Raw genomic sequence first — 17,899 nt, forward strand, 5'->3', positions numbered from 1 at the left:
CCGGTGGGATGTTCGATACGCAGCCGGTCGCCCCGGTCGGGCAGGCGCGCTACGGAGTGTCCGACGCCGCCCTCCACGCGCAGCCCGGCGGCGACGCTCGCCGCGCCGAGGACGCCGATGGAGGTGTGGCAGCGCACCGGAATGAAGGTGCGGGTCGTGACGGCTCCGCCCGCGCGCGGCGGGGCGAGCAGGGTCAGCTTGGGCACGGTGGCGCTCTCGACGTCACCGAGCCCCATCAGCCTGCCCGCCTCCAGCCGGATCCCGCGGAGCCGGCCGGCCAGGGCCCGGTCCCCCTCCAGGTCCTCCGGGGTCTCGTACCCGGTGACGCCCAGCGAGGACGCGGCGATCAGGACGGTCGGCATGCCGTTGTCGACGCACGTCACGGGGATGTCCGCGACGAGGTCCCGGGCGTGGCCGGTGGGCAGCAACGGGGCGCTCCCCCGCGGGAATTCGATCACCACGGGCGCCGCGGTCCCGGGCACTCCGGAGATCTGGGCGTCGCCCTCGTAGACCACGCGTCCGTCCTCGGTGGGGAAGGTCGCGAGCGCGAGGTCCCCGGAGTTGACCATGCGGATGCGGACCGACGTACGGCCCTCCCCCGGCTCGACCAGTCCGCGTTCGACGGCGAACGGGCCGATCCCGGCGAGGATGTTGCCGCAGTTCTGACGGTCCGACACCTCCACCCCGTCCACGGCGACTTGGAGGAAGAGATAGTCGACGTCCGCGGCCGGGTCGGCGGAGACCGAGACCACGGCCACCTTGCTGGTCAGCGGGTGGGCGCCGCCCAGACCGTCGATCTGGCGCGGGTCGGGGCTGCCCATCACGCGCAGCAGCAGGCCGTCGCGTGCGGCGGGGGTCGCGGGCAGGTCCGCGGCGAGGAAGTAGGCACCCTTGGACGTGCCGCCGCGCAGCAGCATGCAGCGCACCTCCTCGGGGCCGCTCACGGCACGTCTCCGGTGCGGAAGCCGGTCCCGCCCATGGCGCTGCTCCCGGCTCCGCGCCGGAGGCGGGGCCCGTTCATGGCGCGGCTCCGTCCCGCAGGTAGTCGTCCCAGGAGGTGTAGGTCACGCCCAGGCGCTCCAGGGTCTCGCGCAACCCGTAGCGGTCCAGGCCGAGTTCGCCGTCGAGGAAGGCGGCGCGGGCCAGCGCCTCCTTGCGCTCGCGGGCCGCGGAGGCCTCGGCGACCTCGCGGGCGTCCTCGCGTGGCACGCACACCACGCCGTCGTCGTCGGCGAGGATCACGTCGCCGGGCCGGACGATCTGGCCGCCGATGGCCACGGGTACGTTCACGGAGCCACCGGTCGCCTTCACGGTGCCCTGCGGGCTGACGGCGGCGGACCAGGCGGCGAAGCCCATCTCGCGCAGTTCGGCGGTGTCCCGGATGCCGGCGTTGATGACCAGACCGCGCACGCCGCGCCGGTGGAGGGCCGTGGCGAACAGTTCGCCGAACATGCCGTCGGTGGAGGGGGAGGTGGTGGTGACGACCAGGATGTCGCCCTCGCCGCACTGCTCCACGGCGGCGTGGATCATGAGGTTGTCGCCGGGCCACGACAGCACGGTGACCGCGGTGCCCGCGGCGCGGACGCCCTGCTGGACGGGGCGCAGCCCGGTGCCGAGGAGTCCGGTGCGGCCCATCGCCTCGTGCACGGTGGCGGTGCCGTATCCCGCGATCGCCTCGACGTCCTTCGCGTCCGCCTTGGGCGGGCCGGTGACGATCACGCCGCTCATGCCAGCTCCTTCGCGATCTGCGGGTAGGGACGCATGAACGCCTCGGCCAGGGTCTTGTGGGCCAGGCCCAGGTTGGGGCCGGCGTTGCGCTTGAGCTGGACGCCGCGGCGTACGGCGAGGTCGGTGTAGTAGTCCCACAGGTGCTGCTGGGCGCCGAGGCATTCCATCGCCTTGCGCTTGGTCTCCCACACCTCGGTGATGTCGAGGAGGACTTCGGGCCGGAAGCCGCTCATCTCGGGCTGGTGGGGCTCGAAGTAGAAGACGGGCGGGGCGCCGATGATCTCCCCCTCGCCGGGGTAGCCGATGGCCTGGGCGAGGACCCGGGCCTCCAGCGCCATGCGGTGGGCGGCGGGGTGGTCGCCGTTGTACGGGTCCTCGGCCGGGTGGGTGAGCACGACGTCGGGCTGGGTCTCGCGGTAGACCGTCACCAACCGGTCGGTGAGTTCGGCCGTGACGGTCAGCGGGTAGTCGCCGGCGTCGAAGAAGCGGACCGCGGCGCCGAGCGTGGCGGCGGCCTTCTCCGCCTCCTCACGGCGTATCGCCTTGATCTCGTCGAGCTTCTTGCCCTCGCGCCAGGCCTTGGCGGACTCACCGCGCTCGCCGAAGGTCAGGCACGCGATGGTGACCTTCTCCCCCCGGGACGCGGCGAGGGCGATGGCGCCCCCCGCCCGCCACACGAAGTCCCCGGCGTGCGCGGTGACGACCAGCGTCGATCGTGATGGGCGCCCCCCGGGCTCGGGCGGGGCCGAGGGGCCGGGGGCGGCGGGCGCGTAGCCGTGCGTCATTGCAGCAATCTCCTTGGTGGACAGGTGGGCGCCCGCCTCGGCTGTCCGTCGCACCGCGCGTCGCCGCGCGGTGCGTCAGTGGCGCAGCGCTTGGATCACACTGCCGAGGTGAGCGCGGACGGCCGCTTCGGCCGCCTGCGGGTCCCGGGCCGCGATCGCCTCGATCATGGCCAGGTGTTCACTCAGGGACTGCTGGGACCGGCCCGGGCGCAGCGCCAACTGGAAGCGGTGACGCACCAGTTGGGCGTTGAGCCGTTCCAGGAGTTCGACGGCCGTCCGCTGGCCGGAGAACTCCCTGATCCGGGCGTGCACTTCGTGGTTGAGCTCGGAATAGGTGACCGGTTCGCCGTCGCCGACCGCCTTGACCATCGCGGCGCCCAGATCGGCCAGCTCGGCGAGCTGGTCGTCGGTCGCCAGGACGGCCGCCTTGGCGGCGCAGAGCCCTTCGAGAGCCATACGGCACTCGGTGATGGCGACCGCTTCCTCCACGGTCACCACCCGGACGCGCGATCCGCGGTTGCGGATCCGTTCGACCAGTCCCTCCGATTCCAGCTCGATCAGCGCCGCCCGTGCGCTGGCCCGGGTGACACCGAACTGCTCGGCGAGTTCGTTCTCCACCAGCCGCTGGGCCGGTGCCATCTCTCCGCGCAGAATCGCCTGCCGCAGCTGCACCAAAGCGTGCTGCTTGGCCTGCTCGCCGGTGCCTGGACGGGCTTCCTTCTGCATTGCGCCCTCCCTGAGTGAGTGCCTGTCGAACGTAAATCTAGACCAACAAGATTGTCAACAATTTTGTTCGGCATGTTGCCGACCGTGGCGCGGCGGAACCCACGGGTCCGAGGTCGGTCGTGAACGGCGGAACCGGAGGTCGGTCCCTCCGCCACCCCTTGGGGAGGACGCCCCGAACCCCGGCTGCCCCTTCGCGTGGACCCGGTTCGTTCGCGTCCCGCGCCGGGGCAGCCGCCGACACCAGGGCGGCCCGGTGCGGCGGCAGACTGTCCGTCTGCCGCCGCACCGGGCCGCTCGGGGGTACCGGCGTCGGGGAGCTACCCCCGGACCTCGGGCACGGTGATGCCGAACGCGGCCGCGCTCTCGGTCAGTTCGCGCCACACCTTGGCCGCCACCGGCACCCCCTCCCCCGCGCGCACCGCCGCGACCGAGGCGCTGCGCTCCCCCGGGTAGAACACGTCCTGCGCTCCGTCCGCCGGGGTGAGTGCCTTGAGCGTGGCGAGCGTGGCGTCGACGGCGTCGGTGAAGGCGCCGGCGTCGCCGAAGGCCGCCGGGTCGATCGCGACGATCAGGGCGTTCTGGCGGTGCTTGCGGCCCGCGGGATCGTCGGAATGGAAGGCGGCGAAGATGGGCGCGCCGACGAGCACGCTGGTCAGCAACTCGAAGGCGAGCGACATTCCGGACCCCTTGGCGCCGCCCAGCGGCAGCGGCATGACCGCCTTCTCCGGATCGGTGGTGGGGGTGCCGTCCGCGGTGGCGGCGGCGCCCTCGGGCAGCGCGGTCCCGTTCGCCCTGGCCTGCCTGATCCGGCCCAGGGCGATGGTGGCGGTGGCCATGTCCAGGAGCAGCGGGGCATGGCTGTTCGCCGGTACGGCGACGGCGAGCGGGCTGGTCGCGACGGCCGCTCCCTTGACCCCGGTGTAGCCCATGTTGGGCATGCCGGCGACGAACGCGATGCCGATCAGGCCCTGTTCGGCGATCTTCGAGACGTAGTAGCCGATGGCCCCCGTGTGCACGGTGCGTCGTACGCCGACGGCCGCCACTCCGCTCGCCCTGGCCCGGGTGACGGCCTCCTCGGCCGCAGCGGTGAGGGCCACCGGGCCGGGCGCGCGGTCCGCGTCGAGGACGGCGACGGCCGTGCCGCCCGACTCGACGGTGATCTCGGGACGGGCGTTGGCCACGCCCTTGGCGAGCAGTTCCAGATAGGCGGGGACGCGCGCGGTGCCGTGGGAGTCGATGCCCCGGAGCGCGGCCCAGACGAACACGTCGGCGGTGGTGCGGGCGTGTTCGGGGCTGAGGCCGCCCTTCTCCAGGAGCGCGGCGGCGAGGCCGCGGAGCTCCTCGGCAGGGACGAGTACCTTGCCCGGCCGGGGTGTCGGTGTGTCGGTCATGGTGGCGGGTGCCTCCTGGATCAGCGGGTGACGAGGACGTCGACGACGGCGGTGGTGCCCTCCGCGACCGCCTTGAGCGCGCGCTCCAGGGCGGGGGCGAGCGCGTCCGGCGCGTCTACGGTCTCGGTGTGCATGCCGAACGGTTCGGCGAACCGCGCGAGCCGGGGCAGCCGGCGCAGATCGGTGCCGAGCCACTCGCCGGTCTCGGCCGCCGCTCCCTCGGGGTAGAACCTGCGGTGGTTGAGGTTCATCGACTTGTAGACACGGTTGTTGAAGACCACGATCAGCAGCGGCAGTCCGTACGCGTTCGAGGCGTCGTACGACGGGATGACCGGGTTGTACGTGAAGGCGCCGTCGCCGATCGTCAGCACCACCGGCCGCTCGCGGGCGGCGAGTTTGACGCCGAGCGCGACCGCCATGCCCTGGCCGAGTCCGCCCTGGACGTAGAAGTACGAGTCGGGGGCGGCCGTCTGCACATGGCGTCTGACGACGCGGCTGTGCGTGATCGTCTCGTCGACGACGATCGCGTCCCGGCCCTCCAGGAGCCCGCGCAGGGTGGCGGCGACGTGGACGGGGTCGACGCCCTCGGACCGGGCCGCCTTCGCCTCGGCGGCGGCGATGGCGGCCTGTTCGTCCGCGTGCCGCTCCTCGTGCTCCGCCCGGCGCGCGGTGACGGCGGCCGTCGCCTCCGGGTCGAGGGGGCGTGCGTGCGCCCGCTTGGCGAGCTGGCGCAGGGTGTTGGCGACGTTTCCTTCCAGATAGCGGTCGGCGAAGAGGACTTGGTAGGCGACGTGGGGACGTTGCGGGACCTCGTCGACGACCACGATCCGCGCCTTGGACGGACGGCGTGAGGGTGGGTAGAAGGGGGCACGGCAGTTGACGAGGAGGATGAGGTCGGCCTCGTCCATCCAGGGGCCGATGTCCGGGCCCGCGTGGAGCGGGTGCGTGCGCGGGAAGTTGCCGCACACGGCCGAGTCGGGTTCGACGACCGGGATGTTCCAGGCCTCGGCGAAGGCGAGCAGTGCCTCGAAGCCGCCCGCCTCGCGGCCGGCCGTCTCGGTGACGATCACCGGGACGGCCGCGTCGCGGATCAACTCGGCGACGAGGTCCACCTCTTCGGGGGAACTGTGGGTCGAGCCCGGTGGGACGACCGGCTTGGCCTCGCGGCCGTCCCACTCCTCCAGCAGGATCTCCAGCGGGATGTTGAGGTAGGCCGGTCCGGCCGGTGCCCGCCAGGCCAGCTCGGCCGCCCGCGTGACCATGGCGGGCAGCGTGTGCACCCCCGCGGCCTCGTTGGACCACTTGGTGAACGGCTGCGCGATGCCGTGCGGTCCGCCGACGACGGACAGGTTGCGGTACCACTGACCCCCGGGGTCCTGTCCGGGTCCGTCGCCGTAGGTCGTCGACTCCGAGGAGGCGACCACCATGGGGACGCCGGCCAGCAGCGCGCCGTGGACCGCCATGGAGCCCTGCAGCAGACCGGGCGCCGCGTGCAGGAGCACGGCCTGCGGGCGGCGGGCGAGGAGGCCGTAGCCGGTGGCCATGCCGACCGCGACCGTCTCGTGGGTGAGGTCCAGATACCGCGGGGCGGGCTCGCCGTCGCGGTGGCGCCGGGCCAGGGACTCCCAGACCGGGGCCCATTCCGACCCCGACGAGCAGAAGACGTAGTCGGCGCCGACGGCGTTGAAAGCCGATACGAGCGCTTCACCGCCGTCCCCGCCGCCGGCACCCGGTGTGTTCTCGGTGTCCGTCATCTCCGGTGCGCCCCTCAGCCTTCGATCGGCCAGTCGAGGACCTCGGAGATGCCGCGGCCCAGGATCCACTCCAGCTCCTCGGGCGTGAACTCCCAGTGCTGGGTGAACTGTTCGAGGGTGTCGGTGTAGGTGATGCCGTGACCGAGCAGCCGGGTGATGTCGGTGCCGTAGAAGCACCGCTGGGGGCCGAGCTTGTCGACCATCTCGCGCACGTACTTCTCGATGTTCTTGTTCGGGAAGGGCTGCGTCGAATAGCCGGGGAGCGCCGAGACCTTGACGTAGATGTTCGGGTGGACGGCCAGGTCGGCGGTCTCCTGGACCCAGTAGCCGATCGCGTCGTCCACACAGCGGGCCATGATGCCCATGTGGTCGATGATGATCTTCAGTCCGGGGTGCTTGGCGGCGATCTCGCCGAGCTCGCGCTTCCAGATCGGGGCGTGGACCATGGTGGGGATGCCGAGTTCCTCGGCGATCGGCCAGTACCAGTCGTTGGTTCCGTCGATCATCCAGTTGCGGTCCTGCGGGCGGTGGAAGGTGAGCCGGGTCCCCTTGATGTGCGGGTTCCGGGCGAAGTCCTTCAGCATCGCGGTGCCCTCGACGGCGTCGTCCTGGGGGACGCGGGCCATGATGCCGAAGCGGTCCGGGTGGGCCTCGCAAGCCTCGAGGGCGTAGTCGATGCGGTTGCCCTCCCAGGACGGGGGCAGGATCAGCGCCCGGTTGACGCCCGCCTCGTCCATCAGCTCGAGGGCCTCCTCGTACGAGAACGGGTCCTCGCGGTGTCCGTTGAGGCGGATGCGCTCCCGTGCGCCCGGGACCCAGGGGCGGTCCGGGGTCTCTTCCTTCCAGATGTGGATCTGGGTGTCGACAACGAACATGTCATCTGCCGTTTCTCTGCGGAGGGGTGCCGGGGTGGTGCGGAGGGAACGCTAGGTCGGCGGGAGGTCTTTGCCGAGCGCTGGGAGCGCAAGCAGTTCTTGCGCGGAAGTGCCCTGCGCACGGGGCATGTTCAGGTTGCGCGGGCATCGCCGAGGACGGTGTCGGCGATGTGTTCCGCGATCGCCATCGAGGAGGTCGCGGCGGGCGAGGGCGCGTTGCGTACGGCGGTGACGCCACCGGTCCGGTGGATGACGAAGTCGTCCACCAGCGAGCCGTCCCTGCCGAGCGCCTGGGCGCGTACGCCGGCCCCGCCGCGCACCACGTCGGTGGCGTGGATGGCGGGGACGTACGCCCTGGCGGCCTTCATGTAGGCCTCCACCGACAGCGAGCCGCGTATCTCCTTGACGCCGGTGCGCCAGTGTTCCCTGGCCAGGCGCCACATGCCGGGGAAGCGGGCGATGCGGGCGAGTTCGCGGACGTCGATGTCGGAACGGCGGTAGCCCTCGCGGGCCAGGGCGAGGACGGCGTTGGGGCCGACCTCGACCTCGCCGTTCACCCGGCGGGTGAAGTGCACGCCGAGGAAGGGGTAACGCGGGTCGGGCACGGGGTAGATGAGGCCGCGGACCATGTGCGCCCGGCTCGGTGTGACGGTCATGTACTCGCCGCGGAAGGGGACGATGCGCGGCTCGTCACCGTCGTCGGCGAGCCGGGCGACGATGTCGCTCTGGAGTCCCGCGCAGAGCACCAGGCGGTCGGCCCGCAGGGTTTCGTCGCCGGAGGCGACCTCGATGCCGCCGCCGGTGAGGCGGGTGACGCGGGTGACCGGGAAGCCGAGCCGCACCTCGCCGCCGGAGTCCACGACGTCACGGGCGAACGACCGGGCGATCGCGGTGTAGTCGGTGATGGCGGTGCGCGGGGAGTGCAGGGCCGCCCGGCCCACGGCGTACGGCTCGATCTCGTGGATCTCGCCGGCCCCGACGCGGCGCAGGCCCGGCACCCCGTTCTCCAGGGACGTGGCGTACAGGGCCTCCAGACGCGGCACCTCGTCGTCCGTGACGGCGACGACGAGCTTGCCGCACTCGTCGTAGGGCAGGTCCCGGTCCCGGCAGTACGCCCGGATCATCTCCATGCCCCTGGTGCACAGACGGGCCTTCAGAGTGCCGGGCCTGTAGTAGATACCGGCGTGCACCACGCCCGAGTTGTGGCCGGTCTGATGGACGGCGACCTCGTGCTCCTTGTCCAGGACCACGACACGCGTACCGGGCCGGCGCAGCGCGATCTCTCGGGCCGTGGCAAGACCCACGATTCCGGCGCCGACGACGGCGATCGTCTCGTCAGCCATCCGCTCCCCTCCTCTCGTCGCCCACGGCCCCGTCAGACACCGAAGTGGAGGGCGACGGTCTTGACCCGGGTGTAGAAACGCAGCCCGTCCTCGCCCTGCTCCTTGAACGGCGAGCCGGAGTCGCGGAAGCCCCCGAACGGGTGGTGGACGTCCCAGCCGGAGGTGGTGGTGTTCACCGCTATCTGGCCGCACTCCACCTCGTCCGCGAACCGGTGGGCGGCGCCCAGGTCCCGGGTGAACACGGCGGCGGCGAGGCCGAAGACCGAGTCGTTGACCGCCTCGACCGCCTCGTCGAAGGAGTCCACCGCGCGCAGCGCGACGACCGGGCCGAACACCTCATCGCGCCAGATGTCGGACTCCGGGGCCACGTCGCCGAGCACGGTCGGGTTGACGTAGCAGCCGTGGCCGAGCGCCTCGTCCGTGGGCCGGTCCCCGCCCGCGAGGACCGTGGCGCCCTGCTTGACGGCGCGTTCGATGTCGGCGAGGACGCCGTCCCGCTGCTTCGCGCCGACCAGCGGACCCATCGTGGTGTCGGCGGCGAGTCCCGGTCCGACCCGCAGGGCGGCGGTCTCGGCGAGGAGCAGCGCGGTGAACTCCTCGTACACCGGCCGCTCGACGATCACCCGGCTGGTGGCCGTGCAGCGCTGTCCGGCCTGCGCGAAGCCGGCTGCGGCCACGGCCCTGGCGGCGGCGCCCAGATCGGCGTCGGCGAGGACCACGGTGGCGTTCTTGCCGCCGAGTTCGCCCTGGAAGCGGACGTTCGTGCGGGCGAGGGCGGCCCGCAGTCCCTCGCCGACCTCGTTGCTGCCGGTGAAGGTGACGGCGGTGAGGCGCGGGTCGCCGAGCAGCGCGTCGGAGATCTCCGCGCCGCGTCCGGTGACCACGCCCAGGACACCGGCGGGCAGACCCGCGTCGTGCAGGGCGCGGGCCAGGTGCAGGGCGGCCTGCGGGGTGTCGGTGGCCGGCTTGAGGATCGCCGCGTCGCCCGCCGCGAGGCAGGGGGCGAGCTTGCGGGCCGGGGTGATCAGCGGGTCGTTCCAGGGGGTGATCGCGAGGACGACACCGATGGGCTCGCGCTGGTGGTGGGTACGGGTGTCGGGGCGTACGTCGTGCACGAGCGTCCCGTAGCCCTGGCGGGCGATGCCCGCGTAGTAGTCAAGGAAGTCGGCGGCCTTGAGGGTCTCGCCGGTCGCCTCGGCGCGGGTCTTGCCCATCTCGGTGCTCAGATCCTCGGCGATCCGGGCGACGCGCTCGCGCAGCAGCCGGGCCGCCTCGGTCATGATGCGGGCGCGTTCGAAGGGGCTGGTGCGCTTCCAGACCGCGAAGCCCTGTTCGGCGTGGTCGTAGGCTTCGGTGACGTCGGCGGCGCTCAGCGCGGGAACGCGGGCCACCGGGGCGCGCAGATCGGCGGGGTCGTGGACGTCGATCCACGCGCCGGTCGCCACCCACTCCCCGCCGATGAGGGTTTCCAGGGTTCGCATCAAGATCACTTCTCTCGTCCGCCGCGGTGCGGGGCCGCGGTCAACCGGATGGGACGGCCCTGGGGGCCGCACCGACAACACACGAGCGGGGGCGGGGTCGGCCAGTCCCGCGGCGGCACACATTGCTTGCGCGCCGCACGGGTCGCTCATCAGGGGATTCGTGCTGGAATCGGCGGACCCGACAGCCCGCCCCTCCGGAGGAAACACATGGCTTTCGCCGTCGTCGCCCACTACCGCTGCGCGCCGGCCGCCGCGGACACGGTGCGCGCCGCGCTGCTGAGGATGCGCGAACTGACCCCCACGGAACCGGCGAACCTCGCCTACGAGGTGCACGCCGAGGTGGACCGGCCGGGCTCGTTCGTGCTCTACGAGCGGTACACGGACCGCGCGGGCTTCGACGCGCACCGGACGACGGACCACTTCACGGAGTTCGTCGTGGGCGTCGTCCTGCCGCTGCTGACGGACCGCACGGTGACGTTCGCCGAGGCGCTCTGAACCGTCGGCCGTGGTGTGCGGCCGTCGGCCGGGAGGCCCCCGTGGCTCCCGGCCGGCCCGGCCGCGGGCTCAGAACTCGTTGCCCCAGCAGTACCGGGCGAGTGTCTCCACCCGGACCAGTTTGCGGCGCTGGTCCTCGGCGCCGAGGAGCGGTCGCGTCGCGACGTCGGCGAAACCGCGGGACGGCGAGAGGGCCATGTCCTCGATGTCCTTGATCTCGGCGGCGGCGTCGATCCGGGCCAGCACCGTGTCGATCTCCTCCAGTTCGGGGGTGGTCGCGTCCACGACCCCGAGGCACACGTCCCGGTCCTCGGGCAGCGCCCTGAGCAGGTCGAGTTCGGCGGCCGTCCCCCGGTCGTACGGGAGGATCCAGCGGTCGGCGGGGACCTCGCCGTACAGCCGCTCGGCCCGGGCCCTGTCCACCGCGTCCGGTGCCCGCCAGCCGGGGCAGACCCCGATCCGTACGCCCTCGGGACGCTCGTCCAGGTGTGCCGCGAGGGCCTCCACGGCAAGCGCGTCATCGAAGGCCAGCACGCCGGGAGCGGCCGGCTCGGCCGCCAGGTGGCCCAGCAGCAAGGGGTTGTCGAGCTGGATCAGCCGGACGCCGCGGGAGACGAGGCGTTCGATCTCCGCGTGGACGATCTCCGCCAGGGCCTCGCCGAGTTCGCGGGCCGAGGACGGACCGCCGGAGCCCGCGAGGGCGGGGTCGAAGGTGGTGGCGGCGAGGTAGGCCGGGGAGGGCAGGGACACCTTGGGCGCGATCACCGTCAGCTCGGTGAGCCGGGCCGCCCGGTCGGCCGTCAGCGGGCCGTCGGCCTTGGGCAGGGCCTCGGCCACCCAGCGGGCCAGGCCGTCGGGCCCGGTGTCCCCCGTACGGCGGAAGCCGGACACGGCGGCGAGGACGGCACCGCGGAAGTCCTCGTACGGGAAGCCGCCGTCCGTGACGACGGTGGAGCGCACCTTGCGCTGGAGGGCGACCGCCTCCCTGACCGCGTCGTCCAGTGCCGCGGGGTCGTCGCCCGGGTTGGTGAGGCCGGCCGGGCGGACCAGGCTGCCGTGGTGGTCGATGCGGTAGTTGAACGTGTCCGCCATGGCTCAGGCACCCTTCTCGGTGTTCTCGGCGTTCCGTGCCGTCTCGGCGCTGTCGGTGTTCGGCGCCGTCCCCGTGTCCTCGGTCTTCCGGGTCTTCTCGCCGTCGCCGGCCGCCGTGCCCGCGACGCCCCAGGCCGCGAACTCCAGTTCGTAGCCGAGGGATGCGAGGACCTCGTCGGCGACCTGCTGGTCCTCGTCCGCGGTGCCGCCCGCGATGCCGAGTCCACCGATGATCTCGCCGTCCCTCTTGATGGTGACGCTGCCCTCGGTGGCCATGATGGGCAGGGCGGCGCCCGGCAGTTGGGAGAGCTGCGCGAAGAACACCGGCTGGCTCTCCTGCCATTTCTTCAGCATCTTGCCGGGACGCTGCATGACGGCCGCGGTGTACGCCTTCGCGCGGGCGATGTCCGGGGTGAGGGGGCGGGCGCCGTCACAGCGGCGGACGCTGACGACGAAGCCGCCCGCGTCCACCACGGCGACACTCACCGCTTTCCCGAGCGCCTGGGCCCGCTTCAGCGCGGCGGCGACGATCTCCTCGGCGGCGTCGAGGGTGAGGCTGGTCATGCGGCTTCCTTCCGTCCGAGGGTGCGGCGCAGGTGGGCGACGGCCTGGTTGTAGGGGCCCGGCGTCTCCCAGTACATGGAGTGCGGGGCGTCGGGGACGATCTCCAGCCGGGAGGCCGGGAGCAGTTCGTGGGCGCGGGTCACGGTCTTCACGCTGAGCACCGCGTCCTTCTCCCCGAGGAGGAAGGCGATCTCGACGCCCGACTCCTCGATGTCCCGCAGCGAGGGGCCGTCGGTGTCGAGATTGCGCAGGTCGGCCATCCTGGCGACGTTGAAGGTGCCCATCTGCTGGAAGAGGAACGTGCGGTCGGCGTGCTCCCGCTGGAAGCGCCGGGTGAGCAGCCGGTCGACGACGGGGAGCTTGACGGCCTCGGCGCGGTCCGCCGCGGCCAGTTCGCGCAGTTCGGGGTGGCTGATGCCGCCGAGGGAGTGGCCGAGGACGACGGCCCCGACCCGGTCGGGGCGCAGCAGGCCGGCGCGCAGGGCGGCCACCGAGCCGATGGACTGGCCCACCAGCATCACATCGGTGAGGTCCTCGGCCTCCAGGACGGCGAGGACGTCGCCGGGGAAGTCCTGGCCGTCGAATTCCGGCATCGAGGAGTCGGACTTGCCGAAACCGCGCAGGTCCATGGTGACGACGGTGAACTCCTCGCGCAGAGCGGCCACTTGCTGCCACCAGGCGGCGTGGTTGCCGCCGCTGCCGTGCACGAAGAGGATCACCGGACCGCTGCCGTGACGTTCGTAGTAGAGGGAGGTGCCGTCGGAGTCGGCGAAAGGCATGGGAGAGAACTCCTGGAGGTACGGGGGGGAGGGGAATCCTGGCCGCGCGCGCTCAGTTGGGGCGCCTGCCGTGGAAGACCAGCTCGATCATGGTGTGGTCGGGGTCGTGGATGTAGCAGAACTTGGACTGGTTCTCGGGGCGTTCGATCGGACGGGTGTGCCGGATGCCCAGCTCCTTCAGGTGAGCCAGGAACTCGTCCCAGTCCTCGACCTCGACGGCGAAGTGGTAGGGCGCCATGCGCTCCATCTCCTCGACCGGGGTGAAATGGAGGTCGAAGTTGCCGCGGGTCATCAGGACGACCCGGGTGTTGGACCTGGGCATGATGCGCTTCATCCCGAAGACCTTCGTGTACCACTCGGCGGTGCGGTCGGGGTCGGTGGTGGGGAAGTTGACGTGGTGGATGTAGAGGGGGGCCTTGCTCATGCGGGATTCCCTTCTGGATGTACGGGGTTGGAGAGCACGCCGATGCCGCTGATCTCGATGTCGACGGTGTCCCCGGGCTCGATCCGGCAGGTCGACTCGGCGCCCATCCACAGCACGTCGCCGGGGCGCATGGTGATGTGCCGGGTGATCTCGACGATGTAGTCGAAGGGGTCGAAGACCATGTCGCCGGTCGGGAACGCGGCCCGTTCCTCGCCGTTGACCCGGAGCCGGGTCGTCTGCGCGAGCGCGTCGACGTCCGTCTCGATCCAGGGGCCCATCGGCTTGAACGTGTCGCTGTTCTTGCTGCGCCAGAACGTGCGGTCCCGGTGCTGCCAGTCGCGGGCGCTGACGTCGTTGCCGATCGTCCAGCCGAAGACCGAGGCGCGGGCCTCCTCGTAGCTGGCGTGGCGCAGCGTCCGGCCGATGACGGCGACGAGTTCGGGTTCGGCCTCGAACCGGCCGGACACGTCGGCCGGTTTGACGATGGGCGATCCGTGGCCGGTCAGGGCGCTGTTGGCCCGGTAGCCGACTTCGGGGCGTACGGGGACCTCGGCCCCGCAGTGCGCGATGTGGCGTGGGTAGTTCAGGCCGACGGCGTAGAACACGGGCGGGACGACGGCCGGCAGCCAGACGGCCTCGGCCCTGGGCACGGTGCCGATGACGGTAACGCCGGGGTCGTCGGCGTACGTCCGCCGGTCCATGGACTTCAGGGGGGACCCGGACAGCAGCTCGATGTCCTCCTCCCCCACGCGGCCCCACACCGCCCGGCCGCCTGCCGACACGCGGGTGTACCTCATGCTGTTCAGCCCGCCAGGAGGTGGGAGACGCGCTTGGTGATCAGGTAGGCGTCCAGTGCCTCGGGTCCGCCCTCCCTGCCGTAGCCGCTCTCCTTGACACCGCCGGAGGGTGCCTCGCTGACCGAGCCGCCGCAGTGGTTGATCGAGAGGATGCCCGCCTCCAGTTCGCGCACCAGGTGTTCGGCGGTGGCCGCGGACCGGGTGAAGGCGTACGCGGCGAGGCCGTAGGGCAGTTCGTTCGCGGTGCGCAGCGCGTCGTCGAGGTCGCCGAACGCGCTGATGGGCGCGAGCGGCCCGAACGGCTCCTCGCGCAGCAGGTCCGCCTCGGGGGCCACGTCGGTGAGGACGGTCGGCGCGAAGAAGTAGCCGGCTCGGTCCAGGCGTTCGCCGCCGGTGCGGACGGTGGCCCCACGGCGTACGGCGTCGGCGGTCAGGCGTTCCACCGCCCGGAGCCGGCGTTCGTTGGCGAGGGGGCCCATGGTGGTGCCCTCGGCCAGGCCGTCGCCGACGACGACCGCCTCGGCCGCCTTCACGAATTCGGCGGTGAAGTCGTCGACGAGGCTCTCGTGGACGAGGAAGCGGCTCGGCGAGGTGCAGACCTGGCCGGCGTTGGCGAATTTGGCCTGGGCGGCGCGGCGGGCGGCTCGGGCGGGGTCGGCGTCCGCGCACACGATCACCGGGGCGTGGCCGCCCAGTTCCATCAGGGACGGCTTCATGACCTCGCCCGCCGCGGCGGCCAGGAGTTTGCCGACGGGGACCGAGCCGGTGAAGGCGACGAGACGGACGACGGGCGAGGCGATCAGGTGGGCCGACACCTCGGCCGGTTCGCCGAAGACGAGGTTGAGGACGCCGTCCGGCAGTCCGGCGTCCACGAAGCAGCCGACGAGGGCGGCGGCCGTGGCCGGGGTCTCCTCGGAGGCCTTGATGACGATGGAGCAGCCCGCGGCGAGGGCCGAGGAGATCTTGCGCATGGGTCCGCCGGCCGGGAAGTTCCAGGGGACGAACGCGGCGACGGGGCCGATCGGTTCACGGCGAACGGACAGCAGGGTGCCCGGGGCGGAGGGGATGATGCGGCCGTAGGCGCGGCGGGCGTCGTCGGCGTGCCAGCGCAGGGTGTCGGCGACGCGGCGGGCCTCTCCGGTGGCCTCGGCGAGGGGCTTGCCCTGTTCGAGGGTCATGATCCGGCCGACCTCGGCGGCCCGCTCGGTGAGCAGGTCGGCGGCGGTGTGCAGGATCGCGGTGCGCCGGGCGACGGGGGTGTCGCGCCAGGTCCTGAATCCCCGTGCGGCGGCGTCGAGTGCGCGGTCGAGGTCGGCGGTGGTGGCGAGGGGGACCTCTCCGATCACCTCTTCGGTGGCCGGGTTGACGATCGGGGCGGTGCGTCCGGTGCCGCCCGGGCACCATTGCCCCGCTATGTGCAGGCGGACGGCGGGATAGCCGTGGTCGGTGGTCATGGGTGGGAGCCCTCTCAGGCCGGCGGACGAGACGGTGGGAGCCCGCGGCGCGGAGGCCGGGGGGTGGGGCGGGAGGCTGGGCGCCGGTCAGGAGGCGGAGGCGTCCTGCTGGTCGCGGTTGGCGCGCAGGGCCCAGATGTGGTGGGGCGGGGTGGTGGCGTGGACGCGGGTCTCGTACGAGTCGTCGACCCGGTCCATGTCGGCGGCGTACTCGACGCGTCCGCCGCAGGGCGCGTGCACGAAGCGGAAGACGTTGGAGCCGACCGTGTGGCGGCCGAGTCTGCGGGCCTCGCGCCAGCCCCGGTCGATCATGTGGTTGCCGCCCTCGACGACGTCGTCGAAGCCGGGGACCTCGTAGGCGATGTGGTTGACGCCCGCTTTGTCGGGGCGGTGGCAGAGCAGCATGGTGTGCTGGTCGTCGTCGCCCGGCGCCTTCATGAAGACGCCCATGGGTTCGACGACGTCGGTCGGCCGGAAGCCGAGGCGGTCGACGTAGAAGGCGACAGCCTCCTCGCGGCCCTCCTTGGGGATGTTGAGCGCCACATGGCACATGCGCAGCGGGTGGACGCGGGTGATCGGTTCCAGCGCGGTGTTCCAGCGGGTGACGCTGCCCAGCGCGTTGGCGGGCCGGGGGGTGACGTCGGCGGGCCGGGGCCGGGCGAGGGTCAGAGCGGCCCCGAAGCCCGTCTCGTCCACGGTGTGGAACACCCTGGCGGCGTCCTGCCGGACCGGGCGGTCGCGGCCGGCCGCGGCGACCAGGCGCTCCAGCTCCTGGGGGGTGTCGACGCCCCAGACCACTTCCCGCAGGGTGGGTCCGTCCTCCACCGGGGGCGGTAGCAGGGTGCCCGGTGCGGTGTCGAGGTGGAGGGTCTGGCCGGTGCGGGTCTCGAACACGGCGTGCTCGTCGGTCCGTTCCAGCGGGAAGAGCCCGAAGTCGTCGAAGAACCGGACGCATTCGCCGAGGTCGTCGATGCCGTAGGTGACCGATTCGATTCTCTGGATTCCCATGGGTTCCTCGTTTCGCGGGTCGCCTGGTGAGCGTAGGTTTCGGGCTCCGGCGGCTCAACGGTCCGGGCTCGACGGAATGCGCAATCGTTTCTTGCGGCCGGGGAATTGCCGTGCGGACAGGTCTGTCCGGACAGCTCCGCGCAGGCGGGTTCCTAGGAACGGATCGCCGGAATGGGATTCTGGGAGAACCACGCGGTGAGGAAATCCAGGAATACGCTGACCTTGCGCGGAGTGCCCTGCCCGGGGCCGTAGATCGCGTACAAGGGGCGGTCGGGGACCGCGAGTTCGGGCAGCAGGACCTGGAGGGCGCCCGAGATGAGATCGTCGTACGCCGGACGCTGGGGCAGCAGGGCGATCCCGCGCCCGTGCACAGCGGCCTTCTGCAGGGCGATGTAGGAGTTCGACGAGAAGGCGACGTTGCGGATCTTGTGCAGGGTGGAGGCGTGGCCGTGGCCGATGCGCCACACCGGGTCGTTGACGTGCACGAGGCACTCGTGGGCGGCGATCTCGTTCGGCTCGGTGAGCGGTCCGCCGCGTTCGAGGTACTTCTCGGAGGCGCACAGGACGAACGGCAGTGAGGCGATCTTCTTGAGACGGACGCTGGAGTCCCTGAGATCCCGGGTGTGGAAGGCCACGTCGAATCCGCTGTCGAGGAAGTCGTAGGTCCGGTCGGACATGCCTCCCAGTTCGAAGCGGACCTGGATCTTCGGGTGGGAGGCGGAGAACGCCGCTATCGCGTCACCGAGATCCAGACTCCCGATCCATTTGGGGCAGATGATGCTGAGCGTGCCCTCGGCGCGGTCGTGGAGCTGGGCTATCCCTGCGTCCTCTGCCTCGATCTCCTCCAGGATGCGTGCGGCGAAGTCGGCGTAACGCTGACCGGGTTCGGTGAGGCTGACGGAACGGGCCGTGCGGTTGACCAGTCTGACGCCCACCTGCCGTTCCAGTTCGGCGACATGGCGTGAGACCAGGGAGCCGGAGGAGCCCAGCTTCTTGGCGGCGCCGTTGAAGCTGCCGACCTGTGCGACGGTGACGAAGCTGTGCATGAGGAGCAAGCGGTCCATGTTTCCTCCGGAGGCCCACGACTGCCAGGGGTGGGCCCCGGCGGCGGTGCCGGTGTTCGGGTGTGCGGGCGGTACGTCCTTCCCCGGAGGGGCAGGTCTCACTGCGGTGCGGGCCTGTGCCGCGCCGGTCCGGAATGCC

18 protein-coding genes are annotated in these 17,899 nt (G+C 71.9%); 1 reads left to right on the forward strand and 17 read right to left on the reverse strand.

The genetic code is table 11. The annotated features are described in order from the left end of the window. The 9 genes from ACWEBX_RS05595 to ACWEBX_RS05635 all read right to left on the reverse strand — a co-directional run. On the reverse strand, positions 1-944 hold a 944-nt coding region (locus tag ACWEBX_RS05595), incomplete at its 3' end, for a 4-oxalomesaconate tautomerase (protein ID WP_451883618.1). A gap of 73 nt (positions 945-1,017) precedes the next feature. Next, the gene (locus ACWEBX_RS05600; protein ID WP_451883619.1) at positions 1,018-1,728 is read right to left on the reverse strand and encodes a 4-carboxy-4-hydroxy-2-oxoadipate aldolase/oxaloacetate decarboxylase; all 711 of its coding nucleotides are present in this window, start codon (positions 1,726-1,728) and stop codon (positions 1,018-1,020) included. Further along, a complete protein-coding gene (locus ACWEBX_RS05605; protein WP_451883620.1) occupies positions 1,725-2,513 on the reverse strand; it encodes a PIG-L deacetylase family protein in 789 nt (262 codons plus the stop codon). Before ACWEBX_RS05605 ends, ACWEBX_RS05600 begins: the two co-directional genes overlap by 4 nt. 75 nt (positions 2,514-2,588) lie before the next feature. Further along, entirely contained in the window at positions 2,589-3,239 is a 651-nt protein-coding gene (locus ACWEBX_RS05610) for a GntR family transcriptional regulator (protein ID WP_451883621.1), read from the reverse strand. Between the two features lie 317 nt (positions 3,240-3,556). Next, positions 3,557-4,630 (reverse strand): Ldh family oxidoreductase, encoded by a 1,074-nt coding sequence (locus ACWEBX_RS05615; RefSeq protein WP_451883622.1) that lies wholly within the window; start codon positions 4,628-4,630, stop codon positions 3,557-3,559. A 20-nt stretch (positions 4,631-4,650) separates the two neighbouring features. After that, positions 4,651-6,384 carry a thiamine pyrophosphate-dependent enzyme gene (locus tag ACWEBX_RS05620; protein WP_451883623.1) on the reverse strand — a complete coding sequence of 578 codons (1,734 nt, stop codon included), beginning with the start codon at positions 6,382-6,384 and terminating at the stop codon, positions 4,651-4,653. A gap of 14 nt (positions 6,385-6,398) precedes the next feature. Then, positions 6,399-7,259, reverse strand: coding sequence for an amidohydrolase family protein (locus ACWEBX_RS05625; RefSeq protein WP_451883624.1), 861 nt, complete (start codon positions 7,257-7,259; stop codon positions 6,399-6,401). A 131-nt stretch (positions 7,260-7,390) separates the two neighbouring features. Next, on the reverse strand, positions 7,391-8,602 hold the full coding sequence (gene lhgO / locus ACWEBX_RS05630; protein WP_451883625.1) for an L-2-hydroxyglutarate oxidase: 1,212 nt from the start codon (positions 8,600-8,602) through the stop codon (positions 7,391-7,393). Between the two features lie 32 nt (positions 8,603-8,634). Then, positions 8,635-10,083, reverse strand: coding sequence for an aldehyde dehydrogenase family protein (locus ACWEBX_RS05635; RefSeq protein ID WP_451883626.1), 1,449 nt, complete (start codon positions 10,081-10,083; stop codon positions 8,635-8,637). A gap of 207 nt (positions 10,084-10,290) precedes the next feature. Here ACWEBX_RS05635 and ACWEBX_RS05640 point away from each other — a divergent pair, with 207 nt between their 5' ends. Continuing rightward, positions 10,291-10,578 carry a putative quinol monooxygenase gene (locus tag ACWEBX_RS05640; RefSeq protein ID WP_451883627.1) on the forward strand — a complete coding sequence of 96 codons (288 nt, stop codon included), beginning with the start codon at positions 10,291-10,293 and terminating at the stop codon, positions 10,576-10,578. Between the two features lie 69 nt (positions 10,579-10,647). On the opposite strand, the gene ACWEBX_RS05645 is transcribed toward ACWEBX_RS05640, so the two are convergent. The 8 genes from ACWEBX_RS05645 to ACWEBX_RS05680 all read right to left on the reverse strand — a co-directional run bounded on the left by ACWEBX_RS05645 (position 10,648) and on the right by ACWEBX_RS05680 (position 17,760). Next, positions 10,648-11,670, reverse strand: a complete 1,023-nt coding sequence (locus ACWEBX_RS05645; protein ID WP_451883628.1) for a methionine synthase II (cobalamin-independent)-like protein — start codon at positions 11,668-11,670, stop codon at positions 10,648-10,650. A 3-nt stretch (positions 11,671-11,673) separates the two neighbouring features. After that, the gene (locus tag ACWEBX_RS05650; protein ID WP_451883629.1) at positions 11,674-12,234 is read right to left on the reverse strand and encodes a GlcG/HbpS family heme-binding protein; all 561 of its coding nucleotides are present in this window, start codon (positions 12,232-12,234) and stop codon (positions 11,674-11,676) included. Further along, positions 12,231-13,013 (reverse strand): alpha/beta fold hydrolase, encoded by a 783-nt coding sequence (locus ACWEBX_RS05655; protein ID WP_451883630.1) that lies wholly within the window; start codon positions 13,011-13,013, stop codon positions 12,231-12,233. The genes ACWEBX_RS05650 and ACWEBX_RS05655 overlap by 4 nt, the downstream gene beginning before the upstream one ends. A gap of 52 nt (positions 13,014-13,065) precedes the next feature. Then, positions 13,066-13,437 carry a VOC family protein gene (locus ACWEBX_RS05660; protein WP_451883631.1) on the reverse strand — a complete coding sequence of 124 codons (372 nt, stop codon included), beginning with the start codon at positions 13,435-13,437 and terminating at the stop codon, positions 13,066-13,068. Further along, positions 13,434-14,234: a fumarylacetoacetate hydrolase family protein gene (locus ACWEBX_RS05665; RefSeq protein ID WP_451883632.1), complete on the reverse strand. Its 801-nt coding sequence runs from the start codon at positions 14,232-14,234 to the stop codon at positions 13,434-13,436. Before ACWEBX_RS05665 ends, ACWEBX_RS05660 begins: the two co-directional genes overlap by 4 nt. A 5-nt stretch (positions 14,235-14,239) precedes the next feature. Next, complete coding sequence (locus ACWEBX_RS05670) at positions 14,240-15,688, reverse strand: NAD-dependent succinate-semialdehyde dehydrogenase (RefSeq protein ID WP_451883633.1); 1,449 nt, start codon at positions 15,686-15,688, stop codon at positions 14,240-14,242. Positions 15,689-15,775: 87 nt separating this feature from the next. Continuing rightward, positions 15,776-16,696 carry a VOC family protein gene (locus tag ACWEBX_RS05675; protein ID WP_451883634.1) on the reverse strand — a complete coding sequence of 307 codons (921 nt, stop codon included), beginning with the start codon at positions 16,694-16,696 and terminating at the stop codon, positions 15,776-15,778. Between the two features lie 152 nt (positions 16,697-16,848). Next, positions 16,849-17,760: a LysR family transcriptional regulator gene (locus tag ACWEBX_RS05680; RefSeq protein ID WP_451883635.1), complete on the reverse strand. Its 912-nt coding sequence runs from the start codon at positions 17,758-17,760 to the stop codon at positions 16,849-16,851. Between the last annotated feature and the right edge of the window lie 139 nt (positions 17,761-17,899).

The sequence above is a fragment of the Streptomyces sp. NPDC005070 genome (assembly GCF_053600395.1).